This is a genomic window from Halomonas sp. 11-S5 (genome assembly GCF_029889825.1).
In the GTDB taxonomy this organism is placed as follows: domain Bacteria; phylum Pseudomonadota; class Gammaproteobacteria; order Pseudomonadales; family Halomonadaceae; genus Halomonas.
Window position 1 is genome coordinate 1 of record NZ_JARANW010000001.1, and the last position, 14,133, is coordinate 14,133.

The following is a 14,133-nucleotide window of genomic DNA, read 5'->3' on the forward strand; positions in this document are numbered from 1 at the left end:
AAATTTCCCTTTATGGTGCTGGGTGTCCCCCCCCCCCCCCCCACCCGCTTAATTCATACTTGGTAAAGATTGTTAATATGAAAAAGAAAAATGCTATTATAGTTTGTAGGACTTTTTCTAAAACTGGCAAGAAGCCCTGGTTGTTTGATGATTTGTCATATGGTCTTATAAGCAATGGGTTGAGTGTTCTGGTTTTATTGTTTGATATTTCTGGGGAATGGGGTAAGGGAGTTCACCAGATTAATAAAGATTTGAAAGTTGTTGCGTTTCCAGTTAAAAGTACTACTAATTTAGGAAAAGTTTTTTTCCATGCTGTTGCTTCTTTTTGGTTATACTTTTCCGCTTTAAAAGCATGTGGTGGAAAGAAAGTTGATGTTATGTTCACTTCTTCTGTTTTTTCTCTTAAGTGTATCTTTTATGCCCTCGATAAAATCAAGCCATTGTCTGGATATAATGTTGGGTTTTTGTGGGATTTCTTCCCTATTCATCATGAGCAGATTGGATTTTTAAGCGCTAGAGCACTGGCTTTTAAAGGTCTTTTAAAAAACATCGAAAGATTTGTTATAAGTTGCCAAGATTGTATGTGCTTTATGAGCGATGCGAACCTTAAGTATTTTTTGAGATATCATATAGGATATGCTGGTAAAAAATCGATTGTGTATTTGTGGTCAAAAAATCGCGATGCAAGAACGGGGAGTAAAAATTTGTGCGAAAGTGACTATTTGCATGCGGTTTTTGGTGGTCAGTTAACTTCAGGGCGTGGTGTTGAAGACATATTAAAAGCTGGTAAGATATTAAATGAAAATAAGCTAAAAATTAAGATTCATGTATATGGGGCAGGTGATCTAGCAAACTTGGTGGAAGCCGAATCTTTGGTGAATGAGAATGTTGTGTACCATGGTGTGAAAGATAGAAAAGATTATCTATCAGATTTGAAGTGGTATGATATTGGCTTGGTTGTTACAGTTCCTGATGTTAATGTTCCTACATTCCCCTCAAAAGTTTTGGATTATTTTATATCCGCTATTCCTGTGGTGGCTAGTGTAGAGCAGAGTTCTGATTTTGGTGATTTTGTTCAGTATACGGCAAAAGCCGGTATTCGCTGCGATGTTGGCTCCCCTGTGTCTCTCGTAGATGCCCTTTTGAAAATGAAGGTAAATAAGGAAAGAAACTATACTGTGGAGATGGGAAGGAGAGGTAGGATTTTTTTCGATAACAATATGGAAGTTGCTGGCGTCGTAAATAAAATTTTAGAGGATACCCTGTGAGTACATGGCAGAATTATGACTAATGTTCTTATAACCGGTGGCACTGGTTCCTTCGGCAAGACCATGGCCAACTACCTGCTTGACCGCGGCTGCAAAGAGGTCCGCATCCTTAGCCGCGACGAGGCGAAGCAGGACGAGATGCGTATTGCCTATGGGCGCCCCGAGCTGAAGTTCTATATCGGTGACGTGCGCGACCGGCACTCCGTCGACAAGGCCATGCGCGGGGTGGATCTGGTGTTCCACGCTGCGGCGCTCAAGCAGGTGCCGTCGTGTGAGTTCTTCCCGCTGGAGGCGGTGAAGACCAATATCCTGGGTAGCCAGAATGTGATCGATTCCGCGGTCGAGGCCGGCGCGAAGAGCGTGGTCTGCCTGAGCACTGACAAGGCGGTGATGCCGGTCAATGCCATGGGCATGACCAAGGCGCTGATGGAGAAGACGGCTCAGGCGGCAAGCCGCCAGTTGGGGGAGGGGGAGACCACGGTTTCCTGTGTGCGCTATGGCAACGTGATGTGTTCCCGAGGCTCGGTCATTCCGCTGTTCATCAAGCAGATCAAGGAAGGCAAGCCGCTGACCATCACCGAGGCCAGCATGACGCGCTTCATGCTCTCGCTGCCGGATGCCATCGAGCTGGTCAACTTTGCCTTCGAGAATGCGCATCAGGGTGACATCTTCATCAAGAAGGCGCCGGCCTGTACGGTCAAACTGCTGGCCGAGACTCTGCTGGAGATGTTCGACGCCGATAACGAGTTGCGCGTCATCGGCATGCGCCACGGCGAGAAGCTCTACGAGACCCTGGCCAGCCGTGAAGAGCTACGCCGCTCCGAGGACATGGGCGATTACTATCGTGTGAGCTTCGACGACCGTGACCTCAACTACGGCAAGTACTTCACCGAGGGTGACGTGGAAGAGGCCGCTGCCGAGGATTACCACTCCCACAACACCTATCAGCTCAACAAGCCGGAGCTCAAGGAGCTGCTGCTGACGCTGCCCGAAGTTCGAGACGCGCTCGAGGCTTGATTCTGCCCGCCAACCTATCTGGAGACTCAATGAAGATCGTCATCACCGGAGCCAACGGACTGCTGGGCCGGCATATTCATCTACATCTGCGCGCTCGAGAAGCCTATCGGGACGAGTTGGTGCTGCTGGATCGGCATGCTTTCAATGATGATGCGACGCTGGCCGATGCCTTGAGAGATGTCGAGTGGGTGATTCATTGTGCCGGCATCAACCGCGACAGCGACGAGAGGGTAGAGTACGGGAATCGTGAGCTGGCCGAGCGGTTGATGCAAGCCTTGCAGGGCGTTGCCGCCTCGCCGCATCTGTTCTATGCCAACAGCGTCCAGCGCAACCGTGATGTGCCCTATGGGCGTGGCAAGCTGGCAGCCCACCAAGTGTTTGCCGATTGGTCTGAACGTGCGGGTGGCCGTTATACCGAGCTGGTGCTGCCCCATGTGTTCGGCGAGGGGGGGCGCCCCCACTACAACTCGGCGATTCATACCTTCTGCCATCAGCTTGCCCAAGGCGAGGATCTGGCCATCAACGGTTCCGGCCAGTTGGAGGTGCTGCACGCCCAGGATATCGCTACAGCGATCGTGGCCGCCTTCGAGCGTGGCCAGAGCGGTGAGCTGCGCTTGCAGGGGCGCTCGATGAGCGTTGCCGCGGCGGCGGGCAAGCTGGTCGACATGCATCGCAGCTATACCGGTGACGTGATCCCGGATCTGCGTGATGCTTTCGACCTGCAGCTGTTCAATACGCTGCGCTCCTTCCTGTACCCCGGCTACTACCCCAAGGCGCTGAAGCTTCACAGCGACGACCGCGGGGCCTTGTTCGAGGGTGTCAAGAACCGCAACGGTGGCCAGGCGTTTCTCTCCACCACCAGGCCGGGCATCACCCGCGGCAACCACTACCACTTCAACAAGGTCGAACGCTTCCTGGTGGTCAAGGGCCAGGCAGTAATCCGTATCCGGCGCCTGCTGGATGACCATGTCCAGGAGTTCCACGTCAGCGGCGATGCGCCTTCCTACGTCGACATGCCGACCCTGCACACCCACAGCATCACCAACACCGGTGACGAAGAGCTGCTGACAATGTTCTGGAGCCACGAGATCTTCGACCCAGAAAATCCGGACACCTACTTCGAGCCGGTGCTGAACCCTGATGCCTCCGACTGAGCGAGCCTCTTGATGAAAGTCATGACCATTCTGGGCACTCGCCCGGAGATCATTCGCCTCTCACGCGTTATGGCCGCTCTCGATCAGGTGGTGGACCACAAGATCGTGCACACCGGGCAGAATTACGACTATGAGCTCAACGATGTCTTCTTCGAGGAACTGGGGGTGCGCCGCCCGGATCACTTCCTCGAGGTCGACACTTCGTCGCTAGGACGCAGCCTGGGCGAGATCCTGATCAAGACCGAGGCGGTGCTGCTGGAAGAGCGCCCTGATGCGGTACTGGTGCTGGGTGACACCAACAGCGCCATCGCCACGCTGATGGCCAAGCGGATGAAGATTCCCACCTATCACATGGAGGCCGGCAACCGTTGCTTCGATGCCAACGTGCCGGAAGAGATCAACCGCAAGATGGTCGACCACCTGGCCGACTTCAACCTGGTCTACACCGAGCACGCCCGGCGGCACCTGATCAGTGAAGGCCTCTCCCATCGCTTCATCTACCTGACCGGCTCGCCCATGCGCGAGGTGCTGGAGCACATGCTGCCCCGAATCGAGCAGTCCACGGTTCTTGAAACGCTGGGCCTGGAGCGCGGCAAGTATTTCATCGTGAGCGTGCATCGCGAGGAGAACGTCGACAGCCGCGACAACCTGCGCGAGGTGGTCGCCGCGCTGCAGGCGCTGCACGATGTTTATGGCTTTCCGGTGGTGGTCTCGACCCATCCGCGCACGCGCAACCGCCTGGAGAAGCTCGGGCTCGCGGAGGACAGCGACGCTATCCGCTTCCTCAAGCCATTCGGCTTCCTGGATTACAACCACCTGCAGATGCACGCCCACTGCGCCATCTCCGATAGCGGCACCATCAGCGAGGAGGCCTCGATCCTGGGTTTCCCGGCGGTGACCATGCGTCGCTCCATCGAGCGCCCCGAAGCGCTGGATACCGGCGCCATCGCCCTGACTGGCCTTGGCAAGGAAGGGCTTCTTGACGGTGTACGCATCGCCACTGCCTCGCGAGACGTGTTCTCGGGGACGCAGCGCGAAATCCCGGAAGAGTACAAGGTGCGCAATACCTCGGAGCGGGTGGTGCGCCTGATCACCGGCACGGCCAAGCTGGCCAACCGCTGGCGGAACATGGATGAGTTCAGTCGTTATGACTGGAGCTGAATCGAACCCACAGTCACTGACTGATTCCACGGCATTGGGCAGGCCACTCAGGGTGCTGGCCGTGCACCGCTACTACTGGCCGGACACGCCGCCCTATGCCGCCATGTTGCGACGTATCGTGGCGAGCTGGCGTGATGCAGGCCACCATGTGGAAGTGCTCTCTTCCCAGCCCTCCTACAAGGGGGAGTTGGACATCGCCAAGCGACCCCGCCGCGATGACGTCGATGGCGTCAGCGTCACCCGCCTGTCCCTGCCTGGCGAGGCGGGCCGCCCCCTGACGAGGGTGGTGAACGCCATCCGCCTGGGGGGGGCCGTGATCTGGCGCGCCATGACGCGCCGTCCCGATGTGATCATGATCTCCACGGCACCGCCGGTACTGGGTGGCGCTGCAGCTGCTCTCGCCGCGAAGCTGACCGGGGCGCGCTTCATCTATCACTGCATGGACATTCACCCCGAGGTGGGCAAGGTATCGGGCGAGTTCGCACATCCTGTGGTCTACGGTGTGCTGGGCAGGCTCGATAACTGGAGCTGCCGTCGAGCCGATCCGGTTGTCGTCCTGTCCCGCGACATGGAGAAGACGTTGAGACAGCGGCGAGGTGGCGAGCGATTGTCCATCGAGGTGCTCAACAACTTCAGCCTGCCCGCGGAAAAAGCGCTGCCCGACGAACTTCCGTTCGAGTGGTCCGGCGAGACCTTCCGGGTATTGTTCGCCGGAAACATCGGGCGCTTCCAGGGGCTCGATAGCGTGGTGGAAGCCATGGGGCTGCTCAAGGACCGGGATGACATCGAGTTCGTGCTGATGGGTGAGGGGGGCGCCAAGGGGGCGCTGCAACGTAAAGCCTCCGAGCTCGGGGCTCGTGTACGCTTCCTTGGCCATCAGCCCGTGGAAATTGCCAAGGCAGCCATGCAACGGGCCGATGCGGGGTTTGTCAGCCTGACGCCAGGAGTCTATCGCTACGCCTACCCCAGCAAGACCATGACCTATCTGGAGCAGGGGTGCCCATTGATCGTGGCCGTGGAGCCCGAGAGTGAACTGGCGTCTGATGTGGTCGCGGGTGGATATGGCCACATTGTGCCTGTCGATGACAGTAAAGCGCTGGCGGAGCTGATGCTGCGCCTGGCCGATGACCGTTCTGAAGTGACTGGCATGCGTGGCCGGGCCAGCGAAAAGGCAAAAAATACCTTTTCCGAGGATGTGGTACTCAAGCAGTGGGTCGAATTGCTGCAAGCAAGCGAGGTGGAAACGGAGTGACACCCAATAACGTGATCATCATCGGTGCCCCACGGAGCGGCACCAACATGCTGCGCGACGTGCTCTGCGAATTCGAGGGCGTGGCCACTTGGCCGTGTGACGAGATCAATTACCTGTGGCGCCACGGCAACGTGCGTCATCCCTCCGACGAGATCCCTGCCGAGCGCGCCACGCCTGCCGTGCAGAGCTATATGCGCAAGCAGTTCGAGTGGGTGGCGCAGCGATACAACGCGCATACGGTGGTCGAGAAGACCTGTGCCAACAGCCTTCGCGTGCCCTTTGTCGATCGCGCTGTGCCGGATGCCCGCTATGTCTACATCTACCGCGATGGTCTCGACACCACCGGCTCGGCCAAGCTGCGCTGGCAGGCGACGCTGGACATTCCGTACCTGCTGGAAAAGGTGCGATTCGTTCCCTTGACGGACCTGCCGTATTACGGCACGCGCTACCTCTGGAGCCGCGTCTATCGGCTGTTTTCCCGGGAGAAGCGCCTGGCGTTCTGGGGGCCGGCCCTCGACGGCATGCCAGAGATTCTGGAGCGCCACAGCCTGAATGAGGTCTGTGCGCTACAGTGGCTACGCTGCGTCGAGAATGCCGAGGCCGCTTTCACTGACATGCCGCCCGATCGGGTGATCCGCGTGCGCTACGAGGATTTCGTGCGCGACCCCGAGGCGCAGCTGAAGCGGCTGCTGGCGTTTCTCGAGCTTGAGGTGCCCGAGGAGGAGCTGCGCCGCGCCGTTGCCGGTGTCTCCAGCAAGAGCATCGGCAAGGGGCGTGCCTCCCTGGAAGAGGGCGAGGTGAAACGCCTGGAATCCCTGATCGGTGAGGCACTGGAGCGTTATGGCTATCGCGGTTAATCTTCATGGCTGGGACGTGGGCCAACCCAGCTGCACTATAATTTTCACTATCGCAGCGCGAAAGGGCCGGGCAAGTTAAGGAACCGGTTATGTGAGTCGTGGCACAAGCAGGCTGCGATGAGGAGGCAAGATGGCACAGGTGATCAATATCCCCTCGCTAGAGGCATTGCAAGACCAACTAGAACGATTGGAGCGGCCGGATTGGGTGCAGGGTATCGAGCTGACTGAAGAGCTCGATGCAGATGGTGACATGGCGCTTTGGGCATGGATTGTTCTCGAACCGGAATTTCCCCCGCAGGAAGAGTTGCAGCCCGCTCTTACAGAGTTACGACATCGCATACGGAAACTGCTCTCGAAAGAGGTGCCGGGCCTCTGGGCCTACGTCAGAGTACGTGAATCGGAAGCAGGTGACGTCTGAAGGAGAGCGGTCGTGTCCTTGCACAAGGATTTGCTTAATCAAGCGAGGCAGCTTGCGACTCACGAACCGAGACGCCCCCGGCAAGCCAGTCTGAGGCGAGCAGTTTCTTCAGCGTACTACGCGCTGTTTCATTTGCTGGTGGATGCGGCAAGTCGCGAGGTAGTTTCAGGGCAAGGGCTGGACACGCTGCGCCAGCAGGTGGGCCGGGCGCTTGGCCATACGGACATGAAGAAGGCCTGTCAGGCTTGGGTGCGATGGAATCCTGGCTCTCCAGTTCAACCACTGGGGAGGCTTCTTCCCGAGGGCCCAGAGGAGCGTGTTGTGATAGTCTCGAATGCGTTCGTCGATCTCCAGCAGGCACGGCATGAGGCGGACTATGACCTTTCTCGCCGCTTCTCTCGTTCTGATGTACTGGCACTCGTTGGACTAGCCCAAGAAGCATTCCAGGTCTTTGACGACATGCCCAAGCGTTGCGAGCAAAAACGGATCTTTCTACTTTCTCTGGTGTTCTATGGTCGCTGGAAACGTTGAAGCCAACCTTTCAAAAGGTCTCTCTCCCAGCCAGGCCGTGCTCAAGCGCGGCTTCGACGTTATGGGGGCAGCTGTTGGCCTCGCCTTGACGTTCTGGCTCATTGTTCCTGCTTGGCTGGCAGCCAGCCTGGATGCGCGCAGCAATGGCTTCTTCACCCAACGCCGGGTCGGCAAGGATGGTCGCCTCTTCACCGTGGTCAAGATCAAGACCATGCGCCCCAGCCGCGAGCTGACCACGACGGTGACCCGCTCGGGTGATCCACGCATCACGCCGCTGGGGCGCTTCTTCCGCCGCACCAAGATCGACGAACTGCCGCAGCTGTGGAACGTGCTGTCCGGCGACATGAGCTTCGTCGGGCCCCGACCGGATGTGCCGGGTTTTGCCGATGCCCTACAAGGTGCAGAGCGGGTCATGCTATCTATCCGGCCGGGCATTACTGGACCCGCCACGCTTAAGTATCGCAATGAAGAAGAGTTGCTGGCGGTCCAGACTGACCCTGAGGCTTATAATCGGGAAGTGATCTGGCCGGATAAGGTCCAGATGAATCTCGAGTATATTCGCTACTGGTCGCTTGGACGTGATATTCGATATATCCTGGATACGGTGTTTCATTAATGCTGAACGGTCCCTTCTCCCCCTGGCCCTCTTTCACCCAAGAGGAAGCCGATGCGGTGCAGCGTGTGCTGCTCTCCAACAAGGTGAATTACTGGACTGGTCAGGAAGGCCGCGAGTTCGAGCGTGAGTTCGCCCGCTTTGCCGGTACCGAGCATGCTATCGCCGTGGCCAACGGCACCGTGGCGCTAGACCTGGCTCTGAAGGGCTTGGGAGTCGGCACCCATGATGGCGTTCAGGACGAGGTAATCGTTACCTCGCGTACCTTTCTGGCGTCTGCCTCCTCCGTAGTGACAGCGGGAGCGGTTCCCGTTTTCGCCGATGTAGACCGAAACTCCCAAAACATCTGGCGCGGTGATGTGGAGCGCAGGATCACCCCACGCACCCGGGCGATCATCGCCGTGCATCTGGCCGGTTGGCCCTGCGAGATGGACGAGCTGATGGAGGTGTCCGAGCGCCACGGCATCTATGTGATCGAGGATTGCGCCCAGGCACATGGTGCCACCTACAAGGGGCGTAGCGTCGGCAGCATCGGCCATGTGGGGGCCTGGTCCTTCTGCCAGGACAAGATCATGACCACCGGCGGGGAAGGCGGCATGGTAACCACCAGCGATGAGTCGCTGTGGCGCAGGATGTGGGCTTTCAAGGACCATGGCAAGAGCTGGGAAGCGGTCTACGAGCGCGAGCACCCGCCGGGGTTTCGCTGGCTGCACGAGAGCTTCGGCACCAACTGGCGTCTGACCGAGATGCAGGCGGCGATCGGGCGGATCCAGTTGAGTCGCATGCCTGAATGGAAGGCTGCGCGTCAGGCCAATGCCGGCAAAATCTGGCAGGCCGCCAGTGAATGCCCTGGTTTGCGGGTGCCAGAGGTTCCCGATCATATCGAACATGCGGCTTACAAATGCTATTTGTTCACGGAGCCCGAGAAGTTGAACGATGGATGGGATCGTGACCGTATCATCGGCGAGATGGTCAAGCGTGGTGTGCCGTGTTTCTCCGGTTCCTGTTCCGAGGTCTATCGTGAGAAGGCCTTCGCCGGCACCGGCTGGCGGCCCCAGCGGCCTCTGCCCGTGGTACGCGAGCTGAACGATACCAGCTTGATGTTCCTGTGCCACCCTACGCTGACTGCGGTTGAGGTTGACAAGACCTGCCACGTATTGCGTGGGGTCATGCATCTCGCTGCATCGAGTTGAATAGCATGCCTCTGAAAAGGAAGTTGCTGACCCGCCTCAAGGGAGAGATGGTATTAACTCTGGCCAGGACCTTCGTAGCCCGTGGCATCGCGGCACTGGGGGCATTATTTTTGGTGATGGTACTTGGCCGCACCTTCGGCCCCACCGGGGTCGGTATTTATGCTCTGGCACATAGCATCATCCTGGGTATCGGCCTGTTGTCCCGATACGGTATGGATAACGCCTTGATGCGGTACGTGGGTCAGGATATCCGCTCTCCACATGCCATGACTTACCTGTTTTGGGCTTGCCGCAGGGCGGTGCTTTTAAGCCTAATGGCCTCAGTTCTCATGTTCTTGATGAGAAGTGTGCTAGTAGAAGTATTCGAGGCTGGGGGGCTGGGTGATGTGCTGGTGGGAATGGCCGTGGCCGCTCCAGCATTTACCTTGGGATTCCTGTTGTCGGGGTTTTTCAAGGGGGTTCGCATGCCGGCAACTGCATGCCTGCTGGAGAATGGCTCGGTCGCACTAATGGCTGCAGTATTGCTCTGGGGGTGGAGGGAACTGGTAAGCGAGCCCCAGATGGCTGCTATCGGCTGGGCCTATGCGGCAGCGGCTTGGGGAGTGCTGCTGCAAGGTTGTTGGCAGCTGTGGCGCTGGCACCGGCAACGACGCAGAAGCGGGGAATGGTCTGACGCAGTGATGGTTGATCGATACCAGTTTACCGCAACCTCACAGGCTTTTTTCGTGATGAGCCTGGCGAGCTTCATGCAGACGGTGCTCGGAATAATGGTGGCGGGCTGGTTATTAAGTAGCGCAGAGCTGGGCCACTTCAAGACGGCTCAGCAGGCCGCCATGTTGATCAGCTTTATTCTCATAGTGCTCAATGCGGTAATTCCTCCACGCTTCGCGAGCCTCTATCGTGAGGGTAAAGATATTGAAATGGGCCGCTTGGCGCGACAGGGCGCTCTCTTGGGTGTGGTAGTAGCGTCTCCGTTACTGTTTATTTGTCTGGTTGTGCCGGAGTGGGTGTTATCGCTTTTTGGGGCAGAGTTCTCCGAAGCGGTGACTTTGTTGCGCGTGATCGCCTTGGCTCAGCTCATCAATGTGGGCACAGGCTCTGTGGGCTTCTTGCTCAACATGACGGGGCATGAAACTTTGATGCGCAATGTTGCATTGATTTGTAATGCGGTAGGGCTTGGCCTGTTCCTCGTGTTGATACCGGCTTTGGGGCCCATGGGGGCAGCACTGGCGCTTGCGTTTGTACTGGTGGTACAGAACCTCGTTGCGCTGTTCTTCGTTTGGCGACGTCTTGGCATCTGGATGCTGCCAACGCCCAACGTGTTGCGACTTGCTGGTATCCAGCCGCTTTCTCGATGAAGTGATCCTACCCAGTAGCAGTGGACACCCCGTTAACGCAGTACACTGCAACGAGGTGACCCATGGCGAAGCAAGCTACCCCGATGAAGAAGACCCGCGCCCGACACTCCGATGCCTACCGTGAGGAGGCTTTGGCCCTTGCTGATCGCGTCGGTGTCACAGCCGCCGCCCGTGATCTTGGTCTTCAGCCCAGCCAGCTCTACCAGTGGCGGGCCAAGGTCCAGCAAAAGAAGAACGCCTCTGAACGTGAGCAAGCCTTGGCCGAAGAGAATGCTCGACTCAAACGCCAACTAGCTGAAATATCGGAGGAATTAGCGATCACAAAAAAGGCCGCGGTGTACTTTGCGAAGAACCTGAAGTGAAGTACACCTTCATCCGCCAGCACCGCGAGGTGTTCAGTACCCAGCGCATGTGCTCAGTCCTTGGTGTTGCCCGCAGCGGCTACTACGCCTGGCGACAGCGTGGTGGCGAACCATCCCCGCGGCGCCGTCAGCAGGCCATCATCGACAAGCGTGTGGGTCAGGCCTTTCAGCAGGGCAAGGGGCGCTCTGGCGCCCCCAGGCTGACTCTGGATCTGCGTGACGAGGGTTTGCCATTGAACCCCAAAACGGTTGCCGCCAGCCTTCACCGGCAAGGCCTGCGGGCCAAGGCGGCACGGAAGTTCAAGGCCACTACGAACTCCCGGCACTCGCTGCCGGTGGCACCCAACCTGCTGAAGCAGGACTTCACCGCAGTGTCACCGAACCAGAAATGGGTCGGCGACATCACGTATCTTGCGACCGGTGAAGGCTGGCTCTACCTGGCCGTGCTGATCGACCTGTACTCACGCAAGGTCATCGGCTGGGCGATGAGCGAGCGTATGACCGCTGACCTGATCGGTGATGCCCTGCAGATGGCCCTGTGGAGTCGCAAGATGCCCAAGAACGTGATCGTGCATAGTGACCGTGGCAGCCAGTATTGTTCGACGCTGTACCAGTCCCTGCTGACCCGGCACGAGCTGCGTTGCAGCATGAGCGCCAAGGGCAACTGCTACGACAACGCCTGTGCCGAGAGCTTCTTCCATAGCCTCAAGGTCGAGGCGATTCATGGTGAGCGATTCGAAACCAGGGAAGCCATGCGGCGACAGGTGTTCGAGTTCATCGAGCTGGACTACAACAGGCAGCGCCGGCACAGTGCGATTGGGATGATCAGCCCAGAGGCCTTCGAGGCCCGAATGATAGCTTAGATCGGTGTCCACAATTGCTGGGTAAGATCAAAGTGTATGGTAAGGATGTTTCGATGACCCGATCCGACAGGATGCACAAGTGCGTGACCACCATGAGCCGAGCACGCAAACGCTTGATCATGGTGGTCACGGATATGGTAGCGCTACCGCTGGCCCTCTGGTCGGCCTATGCGCTGCGGTTGGCCGAGTGGTGGCCCGCTCGCTTCATCGAGCCCTACTGGTGGCTGTTCCTGGTGGTGCCGGCGGTAGGGGTATTCACCTTCGCGCGGCTGGGGCTCTATCGGGCGGTGGTGCGCTTCATGGGGCCCCAGGCCTTGTGGGCCGTGGTCAAAGGATCGGTGTTGCTGGCGCTGATGATGTGGGCGGCGGCCTTCTTCTATCAGTGGCAGGACTTCCCCCGTTCGGTTCCGGTCAACTTCGCGCTGGTCACCCTGGTCTACGTGGGCGGTACGCGCTTGCTGGTGCGTAGCTACTACCAGTGGCTGATCCGCCATTTTACCGAGAAGCAGGCGGTGGCCATCTACGGCGCCGGGGGCGCCGGCGCGCAGCTGGCCATGGCGCTGGGCAATGGTCGAGAGTTCTATGTCGCGGCCTTTCTGGATGATGATCCGGCGCTGTGGGGCAGCATCATCAAGGGTGTCAAGGTCGACTGCCCGGGGCAGGCAGGGCAGATGGTGGAGCGGCTCGATATCCGGCGCGTGCTGCTCGCGATGCCCAACGCCAGCAAGGCACAGCGCAAGCAGGCGCTCGACAAGCTGGCCGATCTACCGGTTCACGTGCAGACGGTGCCTTCCATGCCTGAGATCGTCTCCGGTGAGGCTAGCCTGGAGCAGCTTCGTGAGGTGGAACTTGAAGACCTGCTGGGTCGTGATCCCGTGCCGCCACGCGCAGAGCTCCTGGATGCCAGCATCCGTGATCAGGTGGTGATGGTGACAGGGGCCGGAGGTTCCATCGGCAGTGAGATGTGTCGCCAGGTGATGAAAGGCGCTCCCCGGGCCCTGGTGCTCTACGAGGTCAGCGAATACGGCCTCTACGCCATCGATCAGGAACTCGAGGCGCTGAAGCAGGAGATGGGCGCAACGTTTCCCATCTACCCCTTGCTGGGCAGCGTATGCGACCGGACGCGCGTGGAGGCCTCGTTGCGCCGTTTCGGTGTGAATACCGTCTACCACGCCGCGGCTTACAAGCACGTGCCCATCGTGGAGAACAATGTGCTGGAGGGCGTGCGTAACAATATTCACGGCACGCGGGTAGTGGCCGAGAGTGCGGCTCGGCTTGGGGTCCAGCGCTGTGTGCTGATCTCTACCGATAAGGCAGTGCGCCCCACCAATGTGATGGGGGCGACCAAGCGCATGGCCGAGTTGGTACTCCAGGATCTGGCCACCCGCTATGGCACCGAGAAGGGGCACCGCACTACCTTTTCCATGGTGCGTTTCGGCAACGTATTGGGCTCCAGCGGCTCGGTGGTGCCTCTGTTCCGGCGCCAGATTGCCCGGGGCGGTCCGGTCACGGTCACGCACCCCGAGATCACCCGCTACTTCATGACCATCCCCGAGGCGGCGCTGCTGGTCATCCAGGCCGGTTCCATGGCGCAGGGTGGGGACGTCTTCGTGCTCGATATGGGCGAGCCGGTGCGGATCTTCGACCTGGCGCGACGCATGATTCAGCTGACCGGCCTGGAGGTGAAGGACGAGGCCAATCCCGATGGTGCGATAGAGATCACCTTCTCGGGCCTGCGTCCCGGCGAGAAGTTGTATGAGGAGCTGTTGATCGGGGATAACGTGGTCGGTACCTCACATCCCAAGATCATGCGCGCTCGTGAAGAGCTGTTGCCGGAAGCAACCCTGCAGGAGCTGTTGGAGGCTTTTCAACAGGCCGAGCAGCGTATGGACAGCCACCATGCCTGTGAGAACCTCAAGCGGGGGGTGAGCGGGTTCGCCCATAGCGGAGAGCCTTGCGATTTGCTCCTTCCCGGCAAGCCGAAGGGCAAGGTGGTGCCGGTCAGCGCAGGGCCGCTCAAGCTCGGCAGCGTGTGACGCGCAAATCGCGCCCTTTACTAAATGAGACCCGGCCTAAGCGCCGGGTC

13 protein-coding genes are annotated in these 14,133 nt (G+C 58.6%); all 13 read left to right on the forward strand.

What is annotated here, in order from left to right; genetic code table 11:
- Positions 1 to 1,268 (forward strand): glycosyltransferase (locus OP497_RS00005; RefSeq protein WP_280545683.1); only part of this gene is annotated, 1,268 nt, incomplete at its 5' end.
- A gap of 15 nt (positions 1,269 to 1,283) precedes the next feature.
- On the forward strand, positions 1,284 to 2,285 hold the full coding sequence (locus OP497_RS00010) for an SDR family NAD(P)-dependent oxidoreductase (RefSeq protein ID WP_280545684.1): 1,002 nt from the start codon (positions 1,284 to 1,286) through the stop codon (positions 2,283 to 2,285).
- A gap of 29 nt (positions 2,286 to 2,314) precedes the next feature.
- Positions 2,315 to 3,439: an NAD-dependent epimerase/dehydratase family protein gene (locus OP497_RS00015; RefSeq protein WP_280545685.1), complete on the forward strand. Its 1,125-nt coding sequence runs from the start codon at positions 2,315 to 2,317 to the stop codon at positions 3,437 to 3,439.
- 12 nt (positions 3,440 to 3,451) lie between these two features.
- On the forward strand, positions 3,452 to 4,600 hold the full coding sequence (gene wecB / locus OP497_RS00020; protein ID WP_280545686.1) for a UDP-N-acetylglucosamine 2-epimerase (non-hydrolyzing): 1,149 nt from the start codon (positions 3,452 to 3,454) through the stop codon (positions 4,598 to 4,600).
- 61 nt (positions 4,601 to 4,661) lie between these two features.
- Entirely contained in the window at positions 4,662 to 5,852 is a 1,191-nt protein-coding gene (locus OP497_RS00025; RefSeq protein WP_280545687.1) for a glycosyltransferase family 4 protein, read from the forward strand.
- Positions 5,849 to 6,709: a sulfotransferase gene (locus tag OP497_RS00030; protein WP_280545688.1), complete on the forward strand. Its 861-nt coding sequence runs from the start codon at positions 5,849 to 5,851 to the stop codon at positions 6,707 to 6,709. Before OP497_RS00025 ends, OP497_RS00030 begins: the two co-directional genes overlap by 4 nt.
- Before the next feature lie 130 nt (positions 6,710 to 6,839).
- Positions 6,840 to 7,127: a hypothetical protein gene (locus OP497_RS00035; RefSeq protein WP_280545689.1), complete on the forward strand. Its 288-nt coding sequence runs from the start codon at positions 6,840 to 6,842 to the stop codon at positions 7,125 to 7,127.
- A 12-nt stretch (positions 7,128 to 7,139) separates the two neighbouring features.
- On the forward strand, positions 7,140 to 7,658 hold the full coding sequence (locus OP497_RS00040; RefSeq protein WP_280545690.1) for a hypothetical protein: 519 nt from the start codon (positions 7,140 to 7,142) through the stop codon (positions 7,656 to 7,658).
- A complete protein-coding gene (locus OP497_RS00045; protein WP_280545691.1) occupies positions 7,639 to 8,274 on the forward strand; it encodes a sugar transferase in 636 nt (211 codons plus the stop codon). The genes OP497_RS00040 and OP497_RS00045 overlap by 20 nt, the downstream gene beginning before the upstream one ends.
- The gene (locus OP497_RS00050; RefSeq protein WP_280545692.1) at positions 8,274 to 9,464 is read left to right on the forward strand and encodes a DegT/DnrJ/EryC1/StrS aminotransferase family protein; all 1,191 of its coding nucleotides are present in this window, start codon (positions 8,274 to 8,276) and stop codon (positions 9,462 to 9,464) included. The genes OP497_RS00045 and OP497_RS00050 overlap by 1 nt, the downstream gene beginning before the upstream one ends.
- A 5-nt stretch (positions 9,465 to 9,469) precedes the next feature.
- A complete protein-coding gene (locus OP497_RS00055; protein WP_280545693.1) occupies positions 9,470 to 10,822 on the forward strand; it encodes an oligosaccharide flippase family protein in 1,353 nt (450 codons plus the stop codon).
- 62 nt (positions 10,823 to 10,884) lie between these two features.
- Positions 10,885 to 12,047 (forward strand): IS3 family transposase gene (locus OP497_RS00060; protein ID WP_280545694.1). Its coding sequence is split into 2 segments (ribosomal slippage): positions 10,885 to 11,143 and positions 11,143 to 12,047, totalling 1,164 coding nucleotides; the frame shifts between segments, so codons are not numbered across the junction.
- A 53-nt stretch (positions 12,048 to 12,100) separates the two neighbouring features.
- Positions 12,101 to 14,083 (forward strand): nucleoside-diphosphate sugar epimerase/dehydratase, encoded by a 1,983-nt coding sequence (locus OP497_RS00065; protein WP_280545695.1) that lies wholly within the window; start codon positions 12,101 to 12,103, stop codon positions 14,081 to 14,083.
- Positions 14,084 to 14,133: the final 50 nt, after the last annotated feature.

Coding starts and splice junctions, on each gene's coding strand:
- OP497_RS00015 (WP_280545685.1), top strand. CDS start 2,315: ATGAAGATCGTCATCACCGGAGCCAACGGACTGCTGGGCCGGCATATT.
- OP497_RS00035 (WP_280545689.1), top strand. CDS start 6,840: ATGGCACAGGTGATCAATATCCCCTCGCTAGAGGCATTGCAAGACCAA.
- OP497_RS00010 (WP_280545684.1), top strand. CDS start 1,284: ATGACTAATGTTCTTATAACCGGTGGCACTGGTTCCTTCGGCAAGACC.
- OP497_RS00050 (WP_280545692.1), top strand. CDS start 8,274: ATGCTGAACGGTCCCTTCTCCCCCTGGCCCTCTTTCACCCAAGAGGAA.
- OP497_RS00045 (WP_280545691.1), top strand. CDS start 7,639: ATGGTCGCTGGAAACGTTGAAGCCAACCTTTCAAAAGGTCTCTCTCCC.
- wecB (WP_280545686.1), top strand. CDS start 3,452: ATGAAAGTCATGACCATTCTGGGCACTCGCCCGGAGATCATTCGCCTC.
- OP497_RS00055 (WP_280545693.1), top strand. CDS start 9,470: ATGCCTCTGAAAAGGAAGTTGCTGACCCGCCTCAAGGGAGAGATGGTA.
- OP497_RS00065 (WP_280545695.1), top strand. CDS start 12,101: ATGACCCGATCCGACAGGATGCACAAGTGCGTGACCACCATGAGCCGA.